17 protein-coding genes are annotated in these 24,628 nt (G+C 61.3%); 9 read left to right on the top strand and 8 right to left on the bottom strand.

The genetic code is table 11. The features are described 5' to 3' along the window. Nucleotide 1 precedes the first annotated feature (1 nt). The 4 genes from QRN22_RS22515 to QRN22_RS22500 form a co-directional block, all read right to left on the bottom strand. Nucleotides 2-2,449, bottom strand: a complete 2,448-nt coding sequence (locus QRN22_RS22515) for a TonB-dependent siderophore receptor (RefSeq protein ID WP_052493773.1) — start codon at nucleotides 2,447-2,449, stop codon at nucleotides 2-4. 115 nt (nucleotides 2,450-2,564) lie between these two features. Further along, nucleotides 2,565-3,518, bottom strand: a complete 954-nt coding sequence (locus tag QRN22_RS22510; RefSeq protein WP_052493774.1) for a FecR family protein — start codon at nucleotides 3,516-3,518, stop codon at nucleotides 2,565-2,567. Next, the gene (locus tag QRN22_RS22505) at nucleotides 3,511-4,041 is read right to left on the bottom strand and encodes a sigma-70 family RNA polymerase sigma factor (protein ID WP_042553321.1); all 531 of its coding nucleotides are present in this window, start codon (nucleotides 4,039-4,041) and stop codon (nucleotides 3,511-3,513) included. The genes QRN22_RS22510 and QRN22_RS22505 overlap by 8 nt, the downstream gene beginning before the upstream one ends. A 123-nt stretch (nucleotides 4,042-4,164) precedes the next feature. Further along, the gene (locus tag QRN22_RS22500) at nucleotides 4,165-4,725 is read right to left on the bottom strand and encodes an NADPH-dependent FMN reductase (protein ID WP_042553322.1); all 561 of its coding nucleotides are present in this window, start codon (nucleotides 4,723-4,725) and stop codon (nucleotides 4,165-4,167) included. A 210-nt stretch (nucleotides 4,726-4,935) separates the two neighbouring features. Between QRN22_RS22500 and QRN22_RS22495 the strand changes: the two genes are divergently transcribed. The 9 genes from QRN22_RS22495 (at nucleotide 4,936) to QRN22_RS22455 (ending at nucleotide 14,690) form a co-directional block, all read left to right on the top strand. Beyond that, a complete protein-coding gene (locus tag QRN22_RS22495; protein WP_042553324.1) occupies nucleotides 4,936-5,094 on the top strand; it encodes a YqaE/Pmp3 family membrane protein in 159 nt (52 codons plus the stop codon). Nucleotides 5,095-5,522: 428 nt separating this feature from the next. Further along, complete coding sequence (locus tag QRN22_RS22490; protein WP_042553325.1) at nucleotides 5,523-6,677, top strand: mandelate racemase family protein; 1,155 nt, start codon at nucleotides 5,523-5,525, stop codon at nucleotides 6,675-6,677. 69 nt (nucleotides 6,678-6,746) lie between these two features. Beyond that, complete coding sequence (locus QRN22_RS22485) at nucleotides 6,747-8,360, top strand: ABC transporter substrate-binding protein (protein ID WP_042553326.1); 1,614 nt, start codon at nucleotides 6,747-6,749, stop codon at nucleotides 8,358-8,360. 64 nt (nucleotides 8,361-8,424) lie between these two features. Next, nucleotides 8,425-9,462, top strand: coding sequence for an ABC transporter permease (locus QRN22_RS22480; RefSeq protein WP_042553327.1), 1,038 nt, complete (start codon nucleotides 8,425-8,427; stop codon nucleotides 9,460-9,462). Between the two features lie 50 nt (nucleotides 9,463-9,512). Continuing rightward, nucleotides 9,513-11,123, top strand: coding sequence for an ABC transporter substrate-binding protein (locus QRN22_RS22475; protein ID WP_042553328.1), 1,611 nt, complete (start codon nucleotides 9,513-9,515; stop codon nucleotides 11,121-11,123). Between the two features lie 58 nt (nucleotides 11,124-11,181). Next, nucleotides 11,182-12,096, top strand: coding sequence for an ABC transporter permease (locus QRN22_RS22470; protein WP_042553329.1), 915 nt, complete (start codon nucleotides 11,182-11,184; stop codon nucleotides 12,094-12,096). Nucleotides 12,097-12,105: 9 nt separating this feature from the next. Continuing rightward, nucleotides 12,106-12,945 carry an ABC transporter ATP-binding protein gene (locus QRN22_RS22465; protein WP_042553330.1) on the top strand — a complete coding sequence of 280 codons (840 nt, stop codon included), beginning with the start codon at nucleotides 12,106-12,108 and terminating at the stop codon, nucleotides 12,943-12,945. A 10-nt stretch (nucleotides 12,946-12,955) separates the two neighbouring features. Further along, a complete protein-coding gene (locus QRN22_RS22460) occupies nucleotides 12,956-13,720 on the top strand; it encodes an ABC transporter ATP-binding protein (RefSeq protein WP_042553331.1) in 765 nt (254 codons plus the stop codon). A gap of 235 nt (nucleotides 13,721-13,955) precedes the next feature. After that, nucleotides 13,956-14,690, top strand: a complete 735-nt coding sequence (locus tag QRN22_RS22455) for an oligogalacturonate-specific porin KdgM family protein (protein ID WP_082045758.1) — start codon at nucleotides 13,956-13,958, stop codon at nucleotides 14,688-14,690. A gap of 219 nt (nucleotides 14,691-14,909) precedes the next feature. Here the strand turns inward: QRN22_RS22455 and QRN22_RS22450 are convergent, their stop codons facing one another. The 4 genes from QRN22_RS22450 to QRN22_RS22435 form a co-directional block, all read right to left on the bottom strand. Further along, nucleotides 14,910-15,653 carry a FadR/GntR family transcriptional regulator gene (locus tag QRN22_RS22450; protein ID WP_042553332.1) on the bottom strand — a complete coding sequence of 248 codons (744 nt, stop codon included), beginning with the start codon at nucleotides 15,651-15,653 and terminating at the stop codon, nucleotides 14,910-14,912. 282 nt (nucleotides 15,654-15,935) lie between these two features. Continuing rightward, nucleotides 15,936-19,547, bottom strand: a complete 3,612-nt coding sequence (locus QRN22_RS22445; RefSeq protein ID WP_231570139.1) for a pilus assembly protein — start codon at nucleotides 19,545-19,547, stop codon at nucleotides 15,936-15,938. An 866-nt stretch (nucleotides 19,548-20,413) separates the two neighbouring features. Continuing rightward, nucleotides 20,414-20,869: a type IV pilin protein gene (locus QRN22_RS22440; RefSeq protein WP_042553333.1), complete on the bottom strand. Its 456-nt coding sequence runs from the start codon at nucleotides 20,867-20,869 to the stop codon at nucleotides 20,414-20,416. Continuing rightward, nucleotides 20,866-24,621, bottom strand: a complete 3,756-nt coding sequence (locus QRN22_RS22435; protein ID WP_231570140.1) for a pilus assembly protein — start codon at nucleotides 24,619-24,621, stop codon at nucleotides 20,866-20,868. The genes QRN22_RS22440 and QRN22_RS22435 overlap by 4 nt, the downstream gene beginning before the upstream one ends. Nucleotides 24,622-24,628 lie beyond the last annotated feature (7 nt).

Genomic DNA, 24,628 nt, shown 5'->3' with positions numbered 1-24,628 from the left:
GCTAGAATTTCGCGCTGATGGTGGCCAGCAGCGAGGCCGGTTCGCCGTAGTAGTTGCCATCGGTGGAGGCCACGGTTTCCAGATACTCGCGGTCGGTGAGGTTGCGTCCATTGAGCGAGACGCGAACCTCTTCGCTGAGGTCGTAGAACAGGCTGGCGTCGAAGCGCGTGTAGCCGGAGACGTCGTAGCTGTTCTCCAGATTGCCTTCGCGGGCGCCAACGGCGATTACTCCCGCACCGAAGCCCAACCCCTTCAGGTTGCCCGATTGCAACTGGTAGCTGCTCCACAGCGAGCCGCTCAGGGTCGGTACGCCCTGCAGCTTGTTGCCTTCTCGCACCAGTGAGTCAGCGGTGGGGGTGTGCTTGGTCAGCTCGGCGTTGAGCACACTGGCGTTGGCAATGATGTGCCAGCCGTCCAGCGGTTCGCCGACGATATCCAGTTCTACGCCGCGCACGCGCTGTTCGCCGGTCTGGATGGAGCGATCTTCATTTTCCGGATCGGTACTGGCGACGTTTTCGCGGGTTAGCTGGAACACTGCCAGTGTGGCGCTCAATCGTTGTGGAATCAGCTCGACCTTGGCGCCCACTTCGAACTGCTTGCCTTCCTCTGGATCCAGCGGCCGCCCTGAGCGATCGATATCGCCCTGGGGGACGAACGAGGTGCTGTAGCTGGCATAGAGCGACAATTGATCGTTGGGCTGGTAGACCAGGCCGACGCGCGGGGAGACCTTTTCCGGATCGAGGTTGGTAGGAACCTCGCTGTAGTCGTCTTCGATGGTCAGGTTTTTCTGCCGTGTGCTGTCGTAGCGTGCCCCGACCAGCAGTTTCCACTGGCTGCTCAGGTCGATCTGATCCTGCAGATACAGGCTCTGGGTTTCCAGCTCGTACTCCGAGCCGCCGCCATAGGTGAACGTGCCGGGTACCGCGCCGTAGACCGGCTCGTAGATATCGATATCGGCCAGCGGGGCGCGGTCGCTGCCAGCATGGCGATCACCTTCGAGGTATTCGAAGCCGACCAGGGCCGTATGCTGCAGGCCGCCCGTGGCGAAACGAGCGATGGCCTCGAACTGCATGTCCAGAGTGCGTACGGCTTCCTTGCCGTCGGTGGCGCGGCGGCGCAGGGTGCGGCCGTCGGCGCGCATGTCGCGCAGGTCGACGACGTAGCGCTGTTTATCCGACTCGTCCCAGCGGGTCGCCTGGCGCAGGGTCAGCCAGTCATTGACGTCATGCTCGACACGCCACCAGGCGGCGACCTTCCTGGCGTCGTCGTGGGACCAGGGCTCGTGCAGGAAGCGCTCCGGCTTCATGCTGATGCGGCCGTTTTGCGGAATCACGCCGCGGTCGAACTGGCTGGTCTGGTTGGTGTATTCCAGACCGCCATCGACCCGGGTGTATTCGGTTGGCTCCCAGCGCAACGTGGGGGATATGTAGGTATGGCGGTTGTCGCGAAAGGTATCGCGGAAGCTGCTTTCGGTCTGCCCGGCGATGGCGATACGCCCGGCGAGGGTTTTCGCTTCGTCCAGCGGGCCGCTGGCGTTGACCTCCAGGCGATAGAAGTCTTCGCTGCCGGCCTGGGCCTTGATCCGGGTCTCCGGCGTGAACGTCGGTTTGCGGGTCACCAGGTTGATCAGCCCGCCGGGGTCGCCCTGGCCGTAAAGCACCGAGGCCGGGCCCTTGAGCACTTCCACGCGCTCGACGTTGACCAGATCGCTGATCACCTCAGGGCGCGACACCAGCGGGTTCATCAGCATGCCGTCGACCGCGTAGGTGCGAGAGTGGAAACCACGCACCACGAAGCTCTCGGTGGAACCTCCGTGGGAGTTGCCGCGTTGCACGCTGCTGACGTTGACCAGAGCGTCGGCCAACTGGTTGAGCTGCTGGTCCTCGAGAACCTGACGAGGCACCACCTGAATGGACTGTGGAATGTCACGCAGGGCGCTGTCGGTCTTGCTGCCCGTGGCACTGCGGGTGGCGCGGTAACCGCTGACCGGGCCATCGGCATACTCGTGCTCGCCGCTGGCACTGATGGTCGACGGCGCCAGGGACAGTGAGCCGCTGTTGTCCTGCGGGAACAGTAGCAGGGTGCGCTCCGGGGTGAGCGTCCAGCCCAGGCCGGAGCCTTGCAGCAACAGGGTGAGCGCCTGTCGCTCACTGTAGTTGCCCTGTACCGCCGGTGCGCTCAGGCCATCGGCAAGGCGCGCGTCGAAACTGACCTGGATGCCCCGTTGGCTGCCGAAGGTGGCGAGCGCCGAGGCCAGCGGTTGGCTGCTGATGGAGAAGGCATGGCGTTGCTGGTCTTCGCCGCTGCCTGGCGCCTGCAAGGCGCTCTGTGCCATGCCCAGAGGCGAGCCGAGCAGCAGGCAGGGGGCGGCGAAGCAGCCGATGCCGAAACGCAAGACGAGTCGAGGAGAAAAGCGCAAACGCGGCACCAGCATGCTGTCGTCCTTCATACATATCGTTAACGTTTGAGAGGGATTCTCAAATTTACGATTGTAAAGACGACACCCTCGGCAATTTTTTTCATCGCCGAGGGATTTTTTTCTGATGGTCCGCCGCGCGGTGCGATCAAGGCGTTCCCAGCACGCGGATCCAGGGCGTCATGCGCCGGCTGGGTACCGCCAGCGATTGAGCCAGGGCGCCGAGGGCGCGATCCGGGTCGCGCATGTCGTAGATGCCAGTGAGGCGGCGCTGCGCCAGAGCCGGGTCGGCGAGCACGATCCAGCCCGGCGTGTAGCGGCGCATCTGCTCGAGAATTTCGCTGACGCTGGCGTTTTCCACGAACAACTGGCCACGCCGCCAGATGGCTACGCGCTCACTGTCGACCCGCAGATGCTGCAGGGTTCCGCTGAATCTGTCCTGGCGCAGGCCTTCACCAGGGTGGAGGTCATCTTCGCTGCTGGCGCCATCGACCTGGCTGCTTACGCGCACCAGACCGCGCTCTACGGCGACGTCCAGATAACGTTCGCTCAGGTCGACTTCGAACGCGGTGCCGAGTACCCGCACTGCGCTGCTGCCGGCCTGGACCACGAAGGGCCGCTCGACATCGCGCTGTACATCGAAGAACGCCTGGCCGGCCAGTAGCTGCAGATCACGGCGCTCGCTGCGATATTCGCTGCGCAAGGCACTGCGCGGGCCGAGGGTGACCAGCGAGCCGTCGGCCAGGGTCACCGTGCGGGTTTCCCCCGCTGCGGTGATGTAGTCGGCCTGCCAGTGCAGTGCGGCCTGGGGATAAGTGAGGATCGCCAGCGCAGCGATGCCGGCCGCCAGTGCCGCGGGCAGCCAGCGACGTTTGCGTCGCGGCGGGGGGTTGGCCGGGCGAGCGGTTTGTGTCGGGGGTTCGCGCAGTTGCGCGATGCCTCCCCACACTCGCTCGATCTGTTGCCAGGCATGCAGATGCTCCGGGCCCTGCGCCAGCCAGCGTTCGAAATCCTTGCGTGCGCTCGGCGTTTCGCTGAGGCGCAGGTGCCAGTCGGCGGCCTGTTCGAGCAGGTCGTCCGTGTTGCCCGCAGAGTCAGTCACGCTGCTGGTCCCGCGTGTCATCACCGGGCAGGGCGCGGGCCAGGCGTACCAGCGCATCGCGTACCAGGCGATGAGCCGTGGCCAGGGACACGCCCAGCTGTTCGGCGATCTGCGCCAGGGTCTTGCCGCCCAGGCGATGCATCTCGAGCGCGCGGCGGCTTTGCTCCGGCAGGTCCGCCAGGGCACTGGACAGGTGCTCCAGCTCATCGCTGTGCAGGCAGGCCTCTTCGGGGCTGGCGACCAGGGTCGGCAGCAGCCAGTCCGGCGGCATGGCGTGGCGGCGCTGCTCGCGGGCCTCGCTCAGGCGCATGTCGAGGGCAAGGTTGCGCACGATGCGATAGAGGTAAGCGACGGGCTGTTCGATGGCTTGCAGCTCGGGGCGCTGCAGGGGATGCAGGCGCAGATAGGCTTCCTGAACGACATCCTCGGCACGATCCCGGTCCTGGGTGATCTGCGCCGCATAGTTGACCAATGCCCTGCGGCAGGACAGGAAGATATCCAGCTTCTCGGCCGAATCGTTCATGGTTGCGCCTCGTCGTACTGCAGACGCAAATCGTCTGGCCCGGCAAAGGCGGTACTCTAGACCTGATTGAGAGGCTTTTTCAATTGGAAGGAGCCCGGCAGTTGGGCTCCCTGTCGGCAGGGCTCAACCTTTGGCGGTCGTCTCGACCCAGGCGGCATAGGTGTCGATGAATTTCTGCAGGAACGGCCGGATACCGTCGCTCAGCTTGCCGCTTTCATCGAAGAAGTTGCCGGCGCCGCCCAGGTAGGCTTCCGGCTGTTGCAGCAGGGGCATGTCGAGAAACACCAGCGCCTGGCGCAGTTGATGGTTGGCGCCGAAACCGCCCACTGCGCCAGGGGAGGCGCTGACCACGCCAGCCGGCTTGCCGCTGAACGCGCTCTGGCCGTAGGGACGCGAACCTACGTCGACGGCATTCTTGAGAGGGGCGGGGATCGAGCGATTGTACTCCGGGGTGATGAACAGCACGGCATCCGCCGCCTTCACCTGGGCGCGGAAGTGGCTGTAAGCAGCGGGTGCCGGATCGACGTCGATGTCTTCGTTATACAAGGGCAGATCACCAATTTCGACGATTTTCAGACTCAGGTTCTGCGGTGCCAGGTCGGCCAGTGCCAAGGCGAGTTTGCGGTTGATCGATGCTTTGCGCAGGCTACCGACCAGTACGGCGACGTTGTAGGTCTTGCTCATGGGGGTTCCCTTGATCAGGAGTGGAAGGGGGTGTTGGCAAGCCAGAACACTATAGCTGTCTCCCGATCGCACGTGGCGCTTGCGCGGATAGGCACTGCACCGCGTTGCATGAGGTTGATGGCGATGTGATTTTCCTTGAACCGGATGCCGGTGGCGCCAGTCGATTGTGGGGTATAGCCCAGCCGGGCCCACTTCAATAGGACGTACACCATGGACCTGATCCGCATTCTGATCGCCATTCTTCTTCCGCCTCTGGGCGTTTTCCTGCAGGTCGGCTTCGGCGGCGCTTTCTGGCTGAATATCCTGCTGACCCTGTGCGGCTATTTCCCGGGCATCATTCACGCCGTGTATATCATCGCCAAACGCTGATTCCAGGCTGGCTCAGAAACCGCGCAATGCGCGGTTTTTTTGTGCCTACGATTCCCACCATGTGAAATTACGCTGTACGACAACCTCCCTGAGTTGTCCTTTTTCGGCGGACTGGCCCCGCTCATCTTTTTGACGCGCAGCCCCGCGGTTGTGGAAATTTCTGGCATTCAAGGGAGGGCCTATATTTTTCATTGCCCGCTTTGAATTCGTGGTTATTTTTAAATAAATATATGAATTTACAGGTTTTTAATTGATTTCATTTGGCGTTGACGGGAGTGCGTGATGGCCATTTCACATCTTTGCGAGGGATGATTTTCTTCTTTACAGGTTCTTGACAGCGTTTGGGATTGGCGCAATTATCGGGTCATTCGCTGTATGACAACATACATCGGGCCACTCAAATAATCACAAGATCCAAGGCGCGTTCAATGAAGATCACTCAGGTCAATGTCGAGGTTTTCACCTACCCCACTCGTCGCAGCGTCGATGCTGCCGGTCATGCCCACCCGGGCGACGAATCCCTGGCCAAGATGGCGCTGTTGCGCATCGCCACCGAAGACGGCGTGGAAGGCTATGCCTTTGGCGCGCCCGAGCTGATTCGTCCGCACATCATCGACAGCTTCGTACGCAAGGTGCTGATTGGGCAGAACGTCATGGATCGCGAGAAGATCTGGCAGGACCTCGCTCACTGGCAGCGCGGCAGTGCCAGTCAGTTGACCGACCGCGCACTGGCGCTCGTCGAGCAGGCGCTGTGGGATTGGGCGGGGCGCAAATTCAAGCAGCCGGTGCACAAGCTGATTGGTGGCTATCGCGACAAGGTGTTGGCCTATGGGTCGACCATGTGCGGCGATGACCTGCCGGGCGGCCTGTCGACTCCCGAGGAGTACGGCCGCTTCGCCGAGCAACTGGTCGCCCGTGGCTACAAGGCGATCAAGCTGCACACCTGGATGCCACCGATCTCCTTCGCGCCGGATCCGAAGATGGACGTGCGTGCCTGCGCCGCTGTGCGTGAGGCGGTCGGCCCGGATATCGCCCTGATGCTCGACGGTTATCACTGGTATAGCCGCACCGACGCGCTGTACATCGGCCGCGAACTGGAAAAGCTCGACTTCGCCTGGTTCGAAGAGCCGATGATGGAGGAGTCCGCCGAGTCCTATGCCTGGCTGGCGGCCAACCTGGACATCCCGGTGCTGGGGCCGGAATCCCTTGGTGGCAAGTACATGAGCCGTGCCAGTTGGGTCGGGCAGGGCGCCTGTGACATCCTGCGCGCCGGCGTGGCCGGGGTCGGCGGTATCGCGCCGTGCCTGAAGGTCGCGCACCTGGCCGAATCCTATGGCATGCACTGCGAGATTCACGGCAACGGCGCCGCCAACCTGGCGGTGGTCGGTGCGATCAAGAACTGTGACTGGTACGAGCGCGGCCTGCTGCACCCGTTCCTCAACTACGACGACGTGCCTGCCTATCTGAACAGCATCGTCGACCCGATGGACAGCGATGGCTACGTGCACCTGCCGGATCGTCCGGGTCTGGGCGAAGACATCAACTTCGCCTACATCGAGACGAACACCGTCAACCGGTACTGATGCACCGGTGCGCAGCCGCACGCGGCTGCGCTGTTTCTGAGAGTCGAATAACTATAAGAAGGCTATCTCATGATCAAACCAATTCCGCATCTGGTCGCGGGCCTGCTGGCCGCTACCCTGGCCCTGGGCTCCGTGACCACGGTGCAGGCCAAGACCCCTGCCGATCAGCTCATCGTCGGCATGAGCATGATCAACCTGCTGTCCCTCGATCCGGCTGCCGCTACTGGCCTGGACGTGTCCGAGGTGAACGCCAACCTGTACGACATGCTGCTGGTGCAGGACGCTGCCGCGCCGGACAACCTGGTACCGGCCCTGGCCGAACGCTGGGAAGTCAGCGATGACCACAAGACGCTGACCTTCCACCTGCGCAGCGGCGTCAAGTTCCACTCCGGCAACGAGCTGACCGCCCAGGATGTGATCTGGTCGTTGCAGCGCGTGCTCAAGCTCAACCTGGCGTTGGCCTCGACCTGGAAGGCTTACGGCTTCACCGCCGATAACGTCGAGCAGCAGATCCGCGCCCCTGACGACCACACCGTGGTGGTCGAGCTGGCTCGCCCGACCGATCCGATGCTGGTGCTCAATACCCTGGCCACCTCGCCCAGTGCATTCATCCTCGACAAGAAAGAGGTGCTCAAGCACGACAAGAATGGCGATATGGGCGGTGCCTGGCTGACCACCAATGCGGCGGGCAGCGGACCATTCGTGCTCAACGCATGGCGCGCCAATGACGTGATTCTGATGACCCGTTTCGAGGACTATTGGGGCGGCCCAGCCAAGCTCAAGCGCGTGGTGATGCGCAACATGACCGAGTCGCAGTCGCTGCGCCTGATGGTCGAGCGGGGCGACCTGGATATCGCCCGTGGCATGTCGGCACCGGACATCACGGCCCTGAGCAGTTCGGACAAGGTCAAGACCCAGACCGTGCAGCGCGGCACGCTCTACTACCTGGCGCTGAGCACCAAGCAGCCGATGTTCGCTGACGCCCGCGTGCGCAAGGCGGTCCGTTCGTTGATCGATTATCAGGGCATCAATGAGGTGGTGATGCCGCATTACGGCACCCTCAACCAGCGCCCGATGCCGCTCGGCCTGCCCGCGCGTCTGGATGATCCCGGCTATCGCCTGAACGTCGAGGAAGCCAAGAAGCTGCTGGCCGAAGCCGGCTACCCGGACGGCTTCCAGACCACTATCCGTGTACTCGCGGAACCCCCGTTCATCAATATCGCCTCCAGCGTGCAATCGACCCTGGCTCAGGCCGGCATCAAGGCGCGCATCGTCACCGGCACCGGCACTCAGGTGTACGGCTCCATGCGTGAACGCACCTTCGACATCATCGTCGGTCGTGGCGGTGGCGGCGCTGAGCGTCACCCGCATTCCAGCCTGCGCACCCTGGTCTACAACCCGGACAACCGTGACGAAGCCAAGCTGAGCAACTTCCAGGGCTGGCGTACCTCGTTCTACAGCCCCGAGCTCAATGCGCTGATCGAAAAGGCCGAGGTAGAGCCGGACAAGCAGACCCAGATGGATCTGTATCACCAGTTTCAAAACCTCTACGACGAGCAGGTCGGCGCCATCATGCCGATTTCGCAGATGACCGACACGGTGGTGATCTACCACGACGTGGTCGGCTATATCGGTCACAGCGCGGCGACCACGCGCTACAAGGATGTGCACAAGGATCGTTGAGCCCCCGGGCGGCGTAGCGCCGCCCCTGCTTAGACGAACGAGCGCGATCAATCGGGAGCCTGTTATGTTTGCTTCGACTGCGTCTTTCTTCGGCACGCGGATGGGCGGCACTTCACGCCGTTTCGGCGCGGTGCTGATGACCCTGCTGGGCTTGCTGGCGATGACTTTCTTCATCGGCCGAGTGATGCCACTCGATCCGGTGCTGGCGGTGGTCGGCCCGGATGCCGACAGTTCCACCTACGACCAGGTCTATCAGGCCATGGGCCTGGACCGGCCGCTGCTGGTGCAGTTCGGCTACTACCTGCGCGATCTTGCCCAGGGCAATTTCGGCAATGCGCTGCTCACCGGCCACCCGGTGATCGAGGACATCGCCCGGGTGTTCCCGGCGACCATCGAGCTGGCCACGCTGGCGATCATCTTCGGTGTGGTGCTCGGCCTGCCGCTGGGCGTATTCGCGGCGGCCAACCAGGGCCGTATCGGTGATCACCTGGCGCGTGTGGTGACCCTGTTCGGTTATTCCACGCCGATCTTCTGGCTCGGCATGATGGGCCTGCTGGTGTTCTATGCCTGGCTCGGCTGGGCGGGTGGTGCCGGGCGTATCGATCTGGCCTACGACGGCATGGTGCCCTCGGTGACCGGCATGCTGCTGATCGACAGTGCCATCGCTGGCGACTGGGATGCCTTTTCCAGTGCCCTCAAGCACATCCTCCTGCCGGCGCTGATCCTGGGCCTCAACTCGGTAGCCTACATCAGCCGCATGACCCGCAGCTTCATGCTCGAGCAGCTTTCCCAGGAGTACATTCTCACCGCTCGGGTCAAGGGCCTGTCGCGGCGCAAGGTGATCTGGGGCCATGCCTTCCGCAACATCCTCGTGCAGCTGCTCACCGTGGTGGCGCTGGCCTATGGCTCGTTGCTCGAAGGTGCGGTGCTGATCGAGACGGTGTTCGCCTGGCCCGGCTTTGGCCAGTACCTGACCAGCAGCCTGCTGCTCGGTGACATGAACGCGGTGATGGGCTGCGTGTTGGTGATCGGCTTCATCTTCGTCGGTCTCAATCTGCTCAGCGATGCGCTGTACAAGGTGTTCGACCCGCGCACCCGCTGACCCGACCCACTCGATTGCAGCCCTTCAATAATTACAATAGGGACATCCGCATGAAATCGTTTCGCTCCACGCTGCTCTGCGGCGTGCTCGGTGCGCTGCTGTGTAGCGCTCCGCTGCTGACCGCCCAGGCCAAGACCCCGGACGATCAACTGATCGTCGGCATGAGCATGGCCAATCTGTTCTCCATCGACCCGGCCAACGCGCCTGGGCTCGATGCCTCGGGCATCAACGCCAACCTGTACGACACCCTGGTGTTGCGCAAGGACGGCAGCCCCGACGCGCACATCCCGCAATTGGCCGAGCGCTGGGACGTCAGCGAAGACGGTCGCCGGCTGACCTTCCACCTGCGCGATGACGTGCGCTTCCATTCCGGCAATGCGCTGACCGCCGAGGACGTCGCCTGGTCGCTGTATCGGGTGCTGAAACTCAACTTCGGCCTGGCCACCACCTGGAAGGCCTACGGCTACACCCTGGACAACATTGGGCAACTGATCCGCGCCGAGAACGATTCGACGCTGGTCATCGAGCTGCCGCAGCCGACCGACCCGCTGCTGGTGATCGACACCCTGGCCACGTCGCCAAGCGCCGTGGTGCTGGATCGCAAGACCGTGCTCGAACATGAAAAGGACGGCGATCTGGGCGCTGCCTGGCTGGTCACCAACGAAGCGGGCAGTGGCCCGTTCACCCTCAGCTCCTGGCGTGCCAACGACACCCTGGTGATGACCGCGTTCGCCGATTACTGGGGCGGCGCCACCAAGCTCAAGCGCGTACTGATCCGCCATATCACCGAATCGCAATCGCTGCGCCTGATGCTCGAGCGCGGTGACCTGGACATGGGCTACGGCATGGCCGCGTCCGACGTCCAGGCGCTGGCCGCCAAGGGCAACATGCAGATCCAGACGCTGCAGCGCGGCACCATGTACTACGTCGCCATGAGCATGAAGCAGGCGCCGTTCGACGACATCCGCGTGCGCAAGGCCGTGCGTTCGCTGATCGACTATCAGGGGCTGGACAAGGTGGTGATGCCTTATTACGGCAAGCTCAACCAGCAGCCCATGCAACTGGGGCTGACGGCGCGCCTGCCCGATCCTGGCTACACGCTGGACGTCGACGCCGCCAAGGCGCTGCTCGCCGAGGCCGGCCACCCGCAGGGGTTCAAGACTACCATCCGTACCTTGGCCGAGCCGCCGTTCGTCAACATCGCCTCGAACCTGCAGTCGACCCTGGCCCAGGCCGGCATCCAGGCGAGCATCGTCACCGGTACCGGCAATCAGGTGTATGGCGCCATGCGTGCGCGCAACTTCGAGATCATCGTGGCCCGCGGCGCCGAGCGTTATCCGCACCCTTACTTCAGTCTGCGCACCTTCGTTTACAACCCGGACAACCGCGATGACGCCGGTATCGCCAACTTCCAGGGCTGGCGCGCTGCGTTTCAGGACGACGAGCTCAACACGCTGATCGACAAGCTCGGCGTGGAGCGCGACGAAGCCGCCAAGCTGAGCATGTATCACCGCGTGCAGCAGCGCTACGACGAGCTGGCGGGGCCGATCATGATGATTTCGCAGATGACCGATCCGGTGGTCAGCGCGGCTGACGTCAAAGGATTCCAGGGTGCCGACGCCGAGGCGACGCGTTACCTGGGTGTGTACAAGCAGCGTTGAGTGATCGGGCGCGGCAGCGTGCCCGTTACCGACCCGAACCGAGTTCCGGAGGCATACGATGATTGCCAACATCTCTTCATCTTCATCCATCAAGCGCACGGGCGAACAGACGCCAGTCTCGGCGTTCCAGGCGTTCTGCCACAGCAGCGTGCGTGTGATACAGCACCTGCTGCGCAACCCCATGACGCTGATGGGTTCCAGCGTGGTCATGCTGCTGATCCTGGTGGCCGCCTTCGCGCCGTGGATCGCCACCCACGACCCGATCGTGCAGAACCTCGGCAACGCCCTGAAGGCGCCGAGCGCCGCGCACTGGTTCGGCACCGACGAGTACGGCCGCGACGTGTTCAGCCGGCTGGTCTACGGCTCGCGCATCACCCTGTACATCATCGGTCTGGTGACCATCATCGTCGGCCCCATCGGCTTGCTGGTCGGCACCATTTCCGGCTACTTCGGTGGCTTCGTGGATGCGTTGTTCATGCGCATCACCGACATCTTCATCTCGTTCCCCAGCCTGGTGCTGGCGCTGGCCTTCATCGCTGCACTGGGCCCAGGCCTGGAGCATGCGGTCATCGCCATCGCGCTGACTTCCTGGCCGCCCATCGCACGTCTGGCCCGGGCGGAAACCCTGTCGCTGCGCAACGCCGATTTCGTGGTCGCGGTACAGCTGCAGGGCGCCTCGTCGTCGCGCATCATCTTTCGCCACATCATGCCGATGTGCATGTCGTCGGTGATCATCCGCCTGACCATGAACATGGCCAGCATCATTCTCACCGCCGCTGCGCTGGGCTTCCTCGGCCTTGGTGCCCAGGCACCGCTGCCGGAGTGGGGCGCGATGATTTCCACCGGGCGTCGCTACATGCTCGAGTGCTGGTGGCTGGTAGCCGTGCCGGGGGCGACCATCATGCTGGTCAGCCTGGCGTTCAATCTGTTGGGGGACGGTCTGCGCGACGTTCTCGATCCGCGCAGCGAATAAGGAGGCCCCATGTCCGCTATCAAACTGGAAGTAAACGACCTCTGCGTACGCTTCACCAGCGGCCGCAAGGAGGTCGACGCGGTTCGCAACGTGTCCTTCAGCCTGGGCCGCGAAAAGCTGGCCATCGTCGGTGAGTCCGGCTCTGGCAAGTCCACCGTGGGGCGCAGCCTGTTGCGCCTGCATCCGGCCAGCGCGCGTATCACCGCGAAGACCATGACGCTCGGCGAGGTCGACCTGCTCGGTGCCAGCGAAAAGCAGATTCAGGCGATTCGCGGCAAGCGCATCTCGATGATCATGCAAGACCCCAAGTACTCGCTGAACCCCGTGGTGCGTGTCGGCGAGCAGATCGCCGAAGCTTACCTGGCGCATCACCGCGCCAGCCGCGCCGACGCCCGCGAGCGGGTGCTGGACATGCTCGACAAGGTGCACATCCGTGATCCCAAACGGGTCTACGGCCTCTACCCGCACGAAGTCTCCGGCGGCATGGCGCAGCGCATCATGATCGCCATGATGGTGATCACCGACCCGGAAATCATCGTCGCCGACGAGCCCACCTCGGCGCTGGACGTCTCGGTTCGCCGCCAGGTGCTCAGCGTGCTCGATGAACTGGTCGGGCAGCGTGATCTGGGCCTGATCCTGATCAGCCACGATCTCAACATGGTGCGCAGTTTCTGCGATCGGGTGCTGGTGATGTACGCCGGCCGCGTGGTCGAGGCACTCGATGCCGCCGACCTGGACAACGCCAAGCATCCCTACACCCAGGGCCTGCTGGCCGCTTTGCCGAACATCGACCGACCTCGTCCGCGCCTGCCCAACCTGCAGCGCGATCCCCTCTGGCTGACCCATTGAGTACGCACCCATGGCCATGATCGAAGTGGATTCACTCAATCTCAGTTTCGGCGTCAGTGCGGCGCGCAATCAGGTGCTCTACGACGTTGCCCTGCGCGTCGAAGAGGGCGAATCGTTTGGCCTGGTCGGCGAGTCCGGCTCGGGCAAGACCACGGTGCTGCGCTGCCTGGCCGGGCAGTACCGACATTGGGAAGGGCACCTGAGCGTTGCTGGTCGGGGCCTGCGCCACAAGCTGGATCTGGCGCACTTTCGCCAGGTGCAGATGGTCTTCCAGGACCCCTACGGCTCGCTGCACCCGCGCCACACCATCGACTCGGCACTGAGCGAGCCGCTCAGCGTGCACGGCATCGGTGATCGGGGGGACCGGGTCACCTCGATCCTCAACAAGGTCGGCCTCAACGACAGCTTCCGCTATCGCTACCCCCACCAGTTGTCCGGTGGCCAGCGGCAGCGGGTGGCCATCGCCCGGGCGCTGATCCTCGAGCCGCGGGTGCTGTTGCTCGACGAGCCGACCTCGGCGCTCGACGTGTCGGTGCAGGCGGAGATCCTCAACCTGCTCTCCGACCTGCGCGAGCAGGAAGGCCTGACCTACCTGCTGGTGACCCATGACCTGGGCGTGGTCGCCCACCTCTGTGACCGGGTTGCCGTGATGCAGCACGGGCGCATCGTGGAAACACTCGACACCGGCTTGCTGGCGCAGAACCGTGCCGAGCACGCCTACACCCAACTGCTGGTCGATGCCAGCCGTGACATCGGTGCCGTTGCACCGCCTTGACGGCATAACCCGCAAGCCTCGGGTGCCCGCCAGCACCTGAGCGCTCTGCACCGCGCATTAGCGCGAGCTCCCCTGCCGATTTTCCAACACGGGCTTGCAGGCCCGCGGCACGGACTCGCCTGCGCGATGGCCCACACAGCGATTCGAACATGCGGACAAAGCGCTGCAGGGCGGCGCTTTGCCTGAAAACCGGGCAACACACACTCAACCCATAGAAAACAACAAGAAGATCATCATGACCAAGAAAACTCTCACACTGCGTCTACTCGTTTGCCTGCTGTCCACTGCCGCTGCCGGCAGTGCATTGGCCGACAGTGCCTCGATCAACTATCGCCACCAGTTTCTCGACGACGACAGCATGCACGCCGACCGGGTCAAACTGTCCTACCGCATGGACAATGGCTGGGGATTCGAAGGCGAGCTGAAGTACCGCACCGCCGGGGACCGCAAGGACGTCGCTTTCGACAACACCGTGTCGAGCGGCCACGAACTGACCACCAGCTACCAGTACAAGTACAGCGCGGTGTCGACCTGGCAACCGGCGATCCAGCTGGACAGCAACGAGAACGGCACGACCTACAAGTTCGGCCTCAAGTACACCCGCAAGCTGAGTGACCAGTTCTATGTCGCCGCCCGCTACCGCTTCGATGCGCTGAAGCTGAACCGCGACCGGATCGATGAAGACGTCCCGGATCGCGGCTCCGACAACCGCAATACCCAGCGCTACGAGGGCTGGATCGGCTATACCCCGGCCGGCAAGCTGTCCTACGAGTACCAGTACATCTACTTCGATACCGACTACATCCGTTACGACAACAAGAAGAGCGACTACGAGCAGAACCTGATCGTCAAATACAAGCTGGACAAGTCCTGGGCGCCCTTCATCGAAATCGGTGACGTACGCGTGAGCCCCACCGAGGATGATCGCCAGATGCGCTGGCGCATCGGGGTTCAGTACAACTTCATGTAATCAAGAGCGCACGCAGGTGCCAATAACGGACGCCCGAGGGCTCGACATCGCAAGGTGAAGAGTCCGCAGGCGTCCGTTTCGTTCGCCAGTGTAGGAGCCCGCTTGCGGGCGAGGCGATGGTGGCCGCGCCCTGCTATCGAGATTGCCGGTTTATTCGCCGTGGGGTGCGGCGCCTTGATTCACAGGCAGGCCGCCGTTTTGTACAGCAGTCGCGGCGTATCAGCCTCGACGCTGAGCCTTGAGCAGGCGCTCGCGACTGTTGATCAGATGCAGTTGCATGGCCGCACGGGCGCAGTCGACATCGCCACGGGCGATGGACTCGTAGATCATCTCGTGCTCGATGCTCAAGTTGTCCTTGTACGCCTCGCCGTCCTCGTGAGCCTTGTAGGCCGAGTTGAACTTGTTGCGCGGGATCTGCTTGGCGCCCAGGTGCTTCATGATGTCGAGCAGGTGAGAGTTCTGTGCGGCCTTGGCGATCTTGATGTGAAATTGAAAGTCCGCACTGATCGGCAGGCCGGCTGGCAGCTGCACGGTGCCTTGCTGCAAGGCGTCCAGCGCAACGCGGATCTCCTTCAGCGAAACCGGCGTACGCCGCTGCGCTGCCAGGCCCACCGTGGCAACTTCCAGGCTCATGCGCAGCTCCAGCAGCTCGAGTACATCCTGAGCCGTGCTGATGGTCGCCGGCCCGAGCTGCAGCTCAGGCGCCGCAGGCATATCACAAACGAAAGTCCCGACCCCGCGGCGAGTCTCCACCAGCCCCGCCACCTGCAGGCGTGATAGCGCATCGCGCACCACCGTGCGGCTCACCCCCTCGGCCCTCATGATATCCAGCTCAGCCGGCAGCTTCTCGCCACGCTTGAGCGTACCGTCGCGCATATGCTGGGAAATCTTCACCACCAGGTCTTCAGCCAGGCGGCTGCGCTGCTTGCGCGGTGGAAGCGTCCAAATCGGGTTGTCCTGCATCATCGATCCGTTGTTGTTTCGTTATCGGCATACGACCCCAATACTGGCGATTTGGTCGCATCGAATGACAGAGGGAGATAGTAGCAGTAGCGGGGGAGGTGTGGTTGACGATGGACGATCGTGTTGTGAAGGCAGCCCGCAAGGTGCCTCAGTTGCGCACACAACGGCCACGTCATTTGCAGGCGGCTGATCACTGCATGGACTGTTGGTCGTCACCCTGATCCGTACGGGCAGATTGCGTGACTCACCCGATACGCATGCCTGGCAATTTACCGACGTACTTCATTCCCTTTCCTCGACACGGCGCCAGCTCTGCCGGCCAATGCTCGAGGGATCCGGGTAGACCGTGATGCACTCCTGCCCAGTGCAGTACTGGTAACTGTTGTCAGGATTCTGCGCAAGGGTGCCACCCCCTTCGCCATCCTGACGAACCGCCGAAACGATGGAGGTGCCGGTGCCGCTGTTGAGGCTCGACGGGGTGTAGTTGAATGCGCGTTGGGAGGTTCTGCCCCCGGTGAACGGGTTAATGGCGTAGGTCCAACTGCTGGCGCCGTCACCGCAAGGGTCGCTGTTCGGCGTCAGTGACTGGAAGAACAGGGTGCGACCGAGCTGCGACATGTTCTCCACCACCATCTCGCCATCGCTCTGCACCAGATTCAGGTACCAGCCGTTTTGTGCCGGCAGTGTCGAGCCGCCAGAGGTGCTGGCCTGCCAGCGGACGCTGTTGTTACTGATCACCCGGGCCTGACGGTTTGCGCCGTCGGTGGTCGTTGCCGTAACCGTGTTGGTAATGCTCTGTTGCTGCAGGTTGTTGCGGTTGATGGACGGGTTGTTCGCCACTTCACCGAGGGTCTGCTTGTCCCAGATTCCGTAGACGCTCTGCGGCATGCTCTTGTCTCCGTCCTTGTCGTCACTGTCGAAGAAGCGGCCGGTGCCGAACACCACCATATAGCCGGTACCGGTTGGGTGAGCGACCAGGCTTGGCGCCGAGGTGATCGGCTGGCGTTGCGTGCCGGCATTGTCCGCACTCGCCTTGAACAATGGGTTGCCGCCGAAGCCAACCTTGAATTCGCTGGCTGCTGCAGCTGCGTCATCAGCGGTTGTGAAGGGGCTTGTGTTGTTGCGATTGCTGCGCAGCAGATCGAAGCGCCACATGTTGCCCTGCAGGTCGCCAGCATAGGCGTAGTCGGCGACCCCATCCGCGTTGTAGTCAGCCAGCTTGGGCGTCGAGAGGCCATTGGCTATGCCACTGGTGCCCTGTACCTCCAGGCTCCTGAGCACCGTACCCTGCATGGCGTCGAGAACGAACAGCGCTGCCTTGCCGTTGGTGTTGCCCGCGCTTTCGTAGCCGTTGCCGAACACCACCGCCCATTTGCCGTTGTGCAGGCGGGCAATGGTCGGTTGGGAAAAGCTGTAGCCCATTTTCACGGCGTTGGCGGCTGTGATGCTGTTCTCGTCGAATTGCCAGAGCAGTTTTTCACTGCCTGGCGTGGTGACGTCCAGTGCGAAGATGGATTTTCCTCCGCCCTTCAATGTGCCGACCAGAATGGTCCGCCATTGCCTGGTGGTGCCGTCGTATACGTCAGCGACCACTGGCGAGCCGTCTACGTAGAATTCGTGGGAGTAATTGGAACCGGTCAACTTGTTCAGTTTCGGGAATACCGAGGACGGGATGAAGGCGAACTCCTCGACACCCGTCAGGGCATTGAAGCCGTGCAACATCCCTGCGTTGCCGCCTACGTAGATGCGAGGTGTGCGATTGGCGATGCTGGCCTTGAAGGTGGTGTAGGCCGTATTGCCCTCCAGGCGATTGGAGAATTGCTCCAGATAACGAGCGCCCGAGACCACGGCTGGGCTGGAGGAGTAGAAGTCGCCCAGCAGTCCGCTACGGCGGCGGAACGTGGTGCCTTCTCCCGTTCGGTTGCCACGCAGGTAGTCGACCCGCGAGGCAGCCAGGGTATCCGTCAGGCCGTTTTCCGGGTTTCTTGTCAGATAGGCGAGCAGGGTGCTGCCTGAATACAGGCTGAGTGCCGCATTGGTGGCATTGAAATCCTGCAGACCGCTCGTGTTGATCGACGCTGGGCTGGCGATTTTTATCCTGCGTTGGGACCATGCCGGTACCTTGGTTTTCGCGCTCCAGACTTCGACGGTGTCGATGGTATTGGTCACCGAATTCCAGCGTTTCTCGAAGCGTTTCACATCGCCTGACCAGTTGTCATCGCTGGCGTAGGAGGTTTGATAGGACACGGTTTGTGTGCCGCTTTCATCCGAGCTGACCTGTCCCGAATTGATGGCGGGACGGGCTGCACTGGATTTACGGTCGGCAATGCGCGAAAGAATGTCCGCGAAGGCCTGAACCATGGCATCGGGGCTGTCCACGCTGAAGAATTCGCCCCGTGAATTGATCGCGGCATGCCACAGATCGTAGACGTTGGCGTCCGTGGCGTTGGCCGCTGCAGCTGGCCAGGCCGTACCCGCTGCCAACGCGGCATATCCGCTGCCGGCAAATGTACTGCCCCCCCAGGGGATGTTGCTCTGCGTCAGTGATTGGGTCAGCCCCAGGCCCATGGTGAAGTTGGTCATATGTTGCCAGGTCGCCGGATCGTTACGCGGGTCCCAGTAGTCGGTGGTGGTATCACCCGTCTTGTAGGGGATGTAGGCCGTGATGTCGTTGCTCAGATTGGGGTTCAGGTCGCTTGCCCAATAATGCATCGCCAGGTCGGCCAGCGTGTTGGCGGTACTGTCGTAGTAGGGCGCACGCTGAGTGAATGCCCTGCCATCGGGGAGCGTGAAGGTCGCCGCATCATGGCGGAAGTTACTGGGCGCACTGGCCGCTTCGTTCCATTGCCCATCGGTCATCATGATGTGATAGCTGGCGCGACAGGCGTAAGTGTTCTGGGTGGTGTTGGTGCCGGCGGCATTGGGAAATGCCTGCCAGGGAGTGGTCGTTCTGTAGAACTCTCCAGCCCGTTTCATCGCCGCCGGAAGGTAGGTGCTTTGATCGAAGGCGATGTTTTGCAGCCAGGCGTATAGCTGACCCTTGTGTGCGGGTGTATATGCCTTGAAGGCGTTGTTTCTGCAGTAGGTGGTATCGCTGCCGTCGAACGTGGTGCAGCGGCCCAGACCCTGCCAGCTCAGTCGCACGGATGGCGAGAGATTGTAGAACGCCAGAGCTGCTGCAGAGATGGTCGAAAGTGCACGATTGCGATAGAAGGAGTACCAGTTCGCGAAGTTCGCCTGCTCACCGCTACCGACGAATCGCAAGGCATAACAACTGTCGTTGCCGGCGTTGCAATTGCTGGCTCTGCTCGAATCGTAGATGTAGTAGTAGGCGGGAACCGCTCGCCTGACCAGCGTTGCTGTGTAACCGGTGGCCGTTCTGCTGCAATCGGCCGTGAGCCCGGAAAAAACACCGGGATAGCTGGCCACTGCCGTACAGCCGAGTACGCCGATCAGGATCGGCGTAATGGTGAATTGGATGCCTCCGGGCGATGTCACCTGGGTGGCGAACAGCGTGCCAAGGCCGACCGTGGCGGAGAAGTCGGCGCTCGGGTTATCGGCCAGCCTGGAGACGGTGCCTGTCGGTTGAGCGTAGTTGCTGACGTCGCCATAGTTGTAGCTGGTACTCCCAGGGACCGTGGTAATGGGTACGTCCCAGGCGACTCGATAGCCCGCACCACTCAGATTGGTCGAACCCACTGTCGTTCTGAAACCGTTATGCCAGGCCTGGGTGAACGAGGTCGCCAATTGCTGTTCGTTGCCGGCTGCATCGAAGACCACCGGTGCATCGTAAGTCGCAGAAGGGTTGTAGTAGATCGGGTTGTAGGCGCTCGACTTGGCGCGGCGAGTAGCTGATTCGGTACTCAGCCCGTCTGGCGCGAATCCCCAGCGCATGCTTCCCGAGTCATCGAGCGTCAGCAGCATGTTGGGCGGAACGCCCGTGGTTAGGCTTAGCGGGCTCTGCGAGACGGCTGCGTAACTGTTCGCAGCACTCAGCAAGGCAATACCGGCAACGGTGTGAAAAAGCGTCTTAACGCCCAAGATGGCTGTAAGAGATTTCATCCTGCCGGCTCTCCATCGCTCGAACGTCTTCAGGTATAGGCTTGCGCCAACTGCAGATAGTTCTTCCTGAATCAGGTACCTCTCGTCGCTCGCCAGCGTCACTGCTGGCGTGTCGATGACGAATGGCGTGAGGCTTCGCCGGCACGTGATGGCGCGGCAAGTAGAAGCTCGGATCGTTATCCGGCCGTGAGGAGGGTGAATCGATGACGCGGCTATCGCTGCTGGTGTGCTGCCACGGGACGGGGGAGGGTCTATCGCAGACGCGCCCCCTGAGGATGCTTGGGGGTGGAGGGCAACTCATGGCGGCCTTCGGCGCTTTATAGACGGTCATGACTGCATTCACAGGGGGCAGGCAAGAATATCCGGGCCGGTGTGCGCTCAACGCTGGCGAGGCGCGGAAGGTGCCGGTGCCGCTCGAACATCGATTGCCGACATGGCCGGCCCCTGTTCCAGGCGAAAGCCTGGATGGGGGCACTGTCAACGCTGTGGGTGTGCTTCATGGCGAGAGCTCGTGGCGCCGTGATCGGCCTATTTCCTTAACTATAGACAGGGATCTCTGAGGCGCTCGGCTCGGGGGGCGGTGCAGTGTGCTTCTGGATATTCCAGCGGGAGGCTGCTGGTTGATCGTGGTGTAGCGAAATCTGGACCAAAAAAAACCGCGCCAGGCGCGGTTTTCATCGAGCGATACAGCCGTGGCCTCAACGCCAGCAGTCGCTCACGCTGGCTCCTGAGGCGCTTACGCCGCGCGTACCGCTAGCCGTCAACGTCAGGTTGCCGCACTTGGTGTCGTTGAACTGCTGGGTGGCCGTAAGGGTATAACCGCCATCACCATCGGCCTTGCTCACCGAGAAGACGTATTTCCCCGTAGCCGACCTGTTGCTCGAGAGGTTCATCCCAAGCTTGCCGATATCGGCGGCAGCGGTGACGTACGCGTTATTCTGATTGAAGTAGCGCTCCTGCCTGGCCGCCGCATCATTCAACAGCGCCTGGCCTTCGGTACGGTGGCCGCGCTGCACGTACTGGGTGTAGCTCGGGTAGGCGATGGCCGCCAGGATGCCGACAATGACAACCACGACCATCATTTCGATCAGGGTGAAGCCGGCTTGGCCGTTACGGCGACCTGACAACCCTGCGCTACTTCTGAGGCGATTCATTCCTTGTCCTCCGTACGGCGCCAGGCTTGACGGCCGATGCTGGTTGGGTCCGGGTAGATGTTTATGCACGACTGGCCTGTGCAGTATTGAAAGCCGCTATTGGGGGTTTGCGACAGCGTACCGCCGCCCTCACCATCCTGGCGAACGGCTGAAATGATCTTCGTGCCGACATCCGCACTTGATGTGTAGTCGAATGCTTTCTGAGTGGTCCTGCCACCAGTGTACGGATTGAGCGCGTAGGTCCAGTTGCCGGCACCGTCGAGGCAGGGGTCACTATTGGGCACCAGAGACTGGAAGAAAATGGTGCGGCCCAATTGCGACATGTTTTCTACCACCATCTCTCCATCAGTCTGTACCAGATTCAAATACCAGCCATTCTGAGCTGCCAGCGTACCGCCCGACGAGTCGGTAGTTTGCTGCCAGCGAACGGTATTGTTACTGATAACCCGACCCTGAGTCGCGGGGCCATCGCCGGATACAGTTGAGGTTGTGATAATGCTCTGTGCCTGCAGGCTCGAGCGAGAGATGTTAGGGTTGCTGGCTGTTTCCCCTAACGTTTGTTTATCCCAGATGCCATATACGGTCTGCGGCATGCTCTTGTCACCTTCCTTGTCGGCAGTATCGAAGAAACGGCCGGTGCCGAAGACGATCAGATATCCAGTGCCGCTAGGATGCAGCAACAGGCTTGGTGCTGACGTAATTGCTTGGCGCTGAGTGCCGGCGTTGTCGGCGGATGCTTTGAATAGCGGGTTTCCACGGAAGCCGACTTTAAAGGCGCTCGCAGGAACATCGTTCGTGACTTTGAAGGGATTGTCTCTGTCTTGAGTTGCGCGCAATAGATCGAAACGCCACATGTTGCCTTGTAAATCGCCCGCGTAAGCGTAGTCAGCGGTACCGTCGGCGTTATAGTCGGACAGTCGAGGTGTTGACAGGCCGTTTGCAACACCTGTTGTACCTTGTACTTCAAGGCTTTGAACCAGGCTGCCGTTCATTGCGTCGAGAATGAAAAGAGCTGCCTTGCCATTTGTATTTCCAGCGCTTTCGTAGCCGTTGCCGAAGACCACTGCCCACTTGCCGGTATGTAGACGAGCGATCGTGGGTTGTGAAAAGCTGTATCCCATCTTCACGGCATCGCCTGCCGTAATGCTGTTCTCATCGAACTGCCAGAGCAGTTTTTCCTGCCCAGGATTAGTGATGTCCAGAGCGAATATGGACTTTCCACCAGCCTTCAGTGTACCGACCAATATAGTTTTCCATTCTGTTCCGTCATAGACGTCTGCCACTACAGGCGATCCATCGACATAAAACTCATGGCTGTAGTTACTGCCCGTTAGTTTGTTGAGTTTTGGGAAAACGGCCGAGGGTATGAATGCAAATTCTTCAACACCTGTTTGTGCGTTGAAGCCGTGAAGCATTCCCGCGTTGCCGCCGACATAAATTCGCGGCGAACGCCCGGAGATCTGTGTTTTGAAAGTGGTGTATGCAGTGTTGCCTTCTAGTCTATTGGAAAATTGTTCGAGATTGCGAAGTGTATCCAGAACCACCGCAGGTGTTGACGAATAGAAATCGCCGAGTACGCCACTACGCTGTCTGTAGGTGCTGCCCTCGCCGGCACGATCGCCGCTTAGGTAGCTGATCCGGCCGGCGGCTTTGCTATCGGTGGCGTTGGCATTTTCTGGGTCTCGGTTCAGGTACGTTAGCAACGTGGTTCCCGAATAGCTGGTCAACGCCGCATTGGTCGCTGTAAAGGGTGCAAGGCCTGTATTGCTCGAACCTGCGATAAAGATACTGCGTGCGCCTGGTACCTTCGCTTTGGCGCTCCAGACCTCTCTGGTCTCCAGGGTACTGGTCTGGGCATTCCAGGTTTTTTCGAAGCGCTTGACATCGCCAGACCAGTTTTCATCGCTTGCATAGGATGTCTGGTAAGACACCGTTTTGACTGTGCCGTTATTGTTTTCGTCGGTACTGACCTGGCCTGAATTGATTGCCGGCCGGGCAGCCGAAGATTTGCGATCAGCGATGCGGGAGAGAATTTCCGCAAAGGCCTGAACCATTGCCTCAGGACTGTCCACGCTGAAGAACTCGCCTCTTGAGTTGATTGCAGCGTGCCAAAGGTCGTAGACGTTAGCGCTGGTCGCGGTTGTCCCCGCTGCGGGCCAGTTGACCGTGCCCGCAGCGAGGGCGTTGTATCCGCTACCTGTGAAGGTACTACCAGCCCATGGAATATTGCTCTGATCGAGGGACTGGGTGAGGCCAAGTCCCATTGTGAAGTTCGTCATGTGCTGCCAAGTGGCCGGGTCGTTGCGTGGATCCCAGTAGTCTGTCGTACTGTCGCCACTTTTGAAGGGGGTATAGTCCTTCAGTTTGTTGGCCAGATTGGGGTTGAGGTCTGTCGCCCAGTAGTGCATGGCCAAATCCGCGAGCGTATTGGCCGTGCTGTCGTAGTAGGGCGCGCGGCGCACGAACGGGGTGCCGTCAGGCAGGGTGAAGGTGGCTGCGTCGTGCCGAAAGCTACCAGGTTCGGTTGCCGCAGAGTTCCATACGCCATCGGTCATCATGATGTGATAGCTGGGGCGACAGGCGTAGGTGTTCTGAGTGGTATTGCCGGTTGCATTGGGAAAAGCTTGCCATGGCGTAGTGGTCTGGTAGAAGTCACCAGCTCGTTTCATGGCCACGGGCAATGGAGTGCCTTGGTCGAAGGTCATGGTCCGCAACCAGTTATACAGCTGACCTTTGTGTGTCGGGTTATAGGCCTTGAAGGCATTGTTGCCGCAGTCGCTGTCCGAGCCGGTGAAGGTTGTGCAGCGATTCAGCCCCTGCCAGCTCAGGCGCACGGACGGAGACACGTTGTAGAAGGCCAAGGCTGCGGCAGAAATGGTTGCAAGTGCACGATTGCGGTAGAAAGAATACCAGTTGGCAAAGTTCTGCTGCTCTGCGCTGCCGACAAACCTCAGCCTGTAGCACGCGTCATTAGCGGTGCTGCATCCGGTGGTGAGGCTTGAATCGTATACGTAGTAGTACGCCGGCGTCGGGGTTTGAGTGAGCGTGGCAGTGAGTACGTTGTTATTGCCCGGTGTGCACGGCGCGTTGATTGCAGCGGCCCAAGCGGTACTGCTGGCGGTAGCTGTGCAGGAAACAACGCCCCTGTTATTGGTCGTGCGGACGAAGGTGAAGGTAATGGTGCCAACGGTTCTGGTCGTGGTCCCATTATTGGCCATGGTTACAGACGTTTCGAAGTCCGCGCTAGGGTTCGAGCCCAGACGAAATACGACGCCAGTACCTGAATAGTTGGTCGAATTGGTGTAGCTGAAGCTCGAAGGAGCACTGGTAATGGGAACGTCCCAGGTTGGGCGATAGTTGGCTCCGCTGAGATCGACCGAGCCTACCGCAGTGTTGAATCCGTTATGCCAGGCCTGAGTGAAACTAGTCGTCAATTGTTGTTCAGCACCCGCTGTCGTGAAGATAGTAGGTGCTTCGTAGGTAGCGCTGGGGTTGTAGGAAAGTGGGTTGTAGGCACTTGATTTGGCGCGTCTCGTCGCAGAAGTACCACTAATGCCGTCTGGCGCAAACGCAAAACGCATGCTTCCCGAGTCATCCAGCGTCAACAACATGTTCGGTGGGACGCCAATGGTCAGGCTCACCGGGCTTTGTGATACGGCTGCATAGCTCGTTGCACCATGCAGCATTGTTATACCGAAAGCCGCATATGAAAGTGCTTTGGCGCAGGATGTAAGTCTACGGGATTTCATCATGCTGGCT

Origin of the sequence: Pseudomonas sp. MEJ086 (assembly GCF_030209025.1) — a bacterium.
GTDB lineage: Bacteria > Pseudomonadota > Gammaproteobacteria > Pseudomonadales > Pseudomonadaceae > Aquipseudomonas > Aquipseudomonas fulva_A.
Note: the sequence above shows the minus strand (reverse complement) of the source record. Positions and strands in the feature narration are given on the sequence as shown.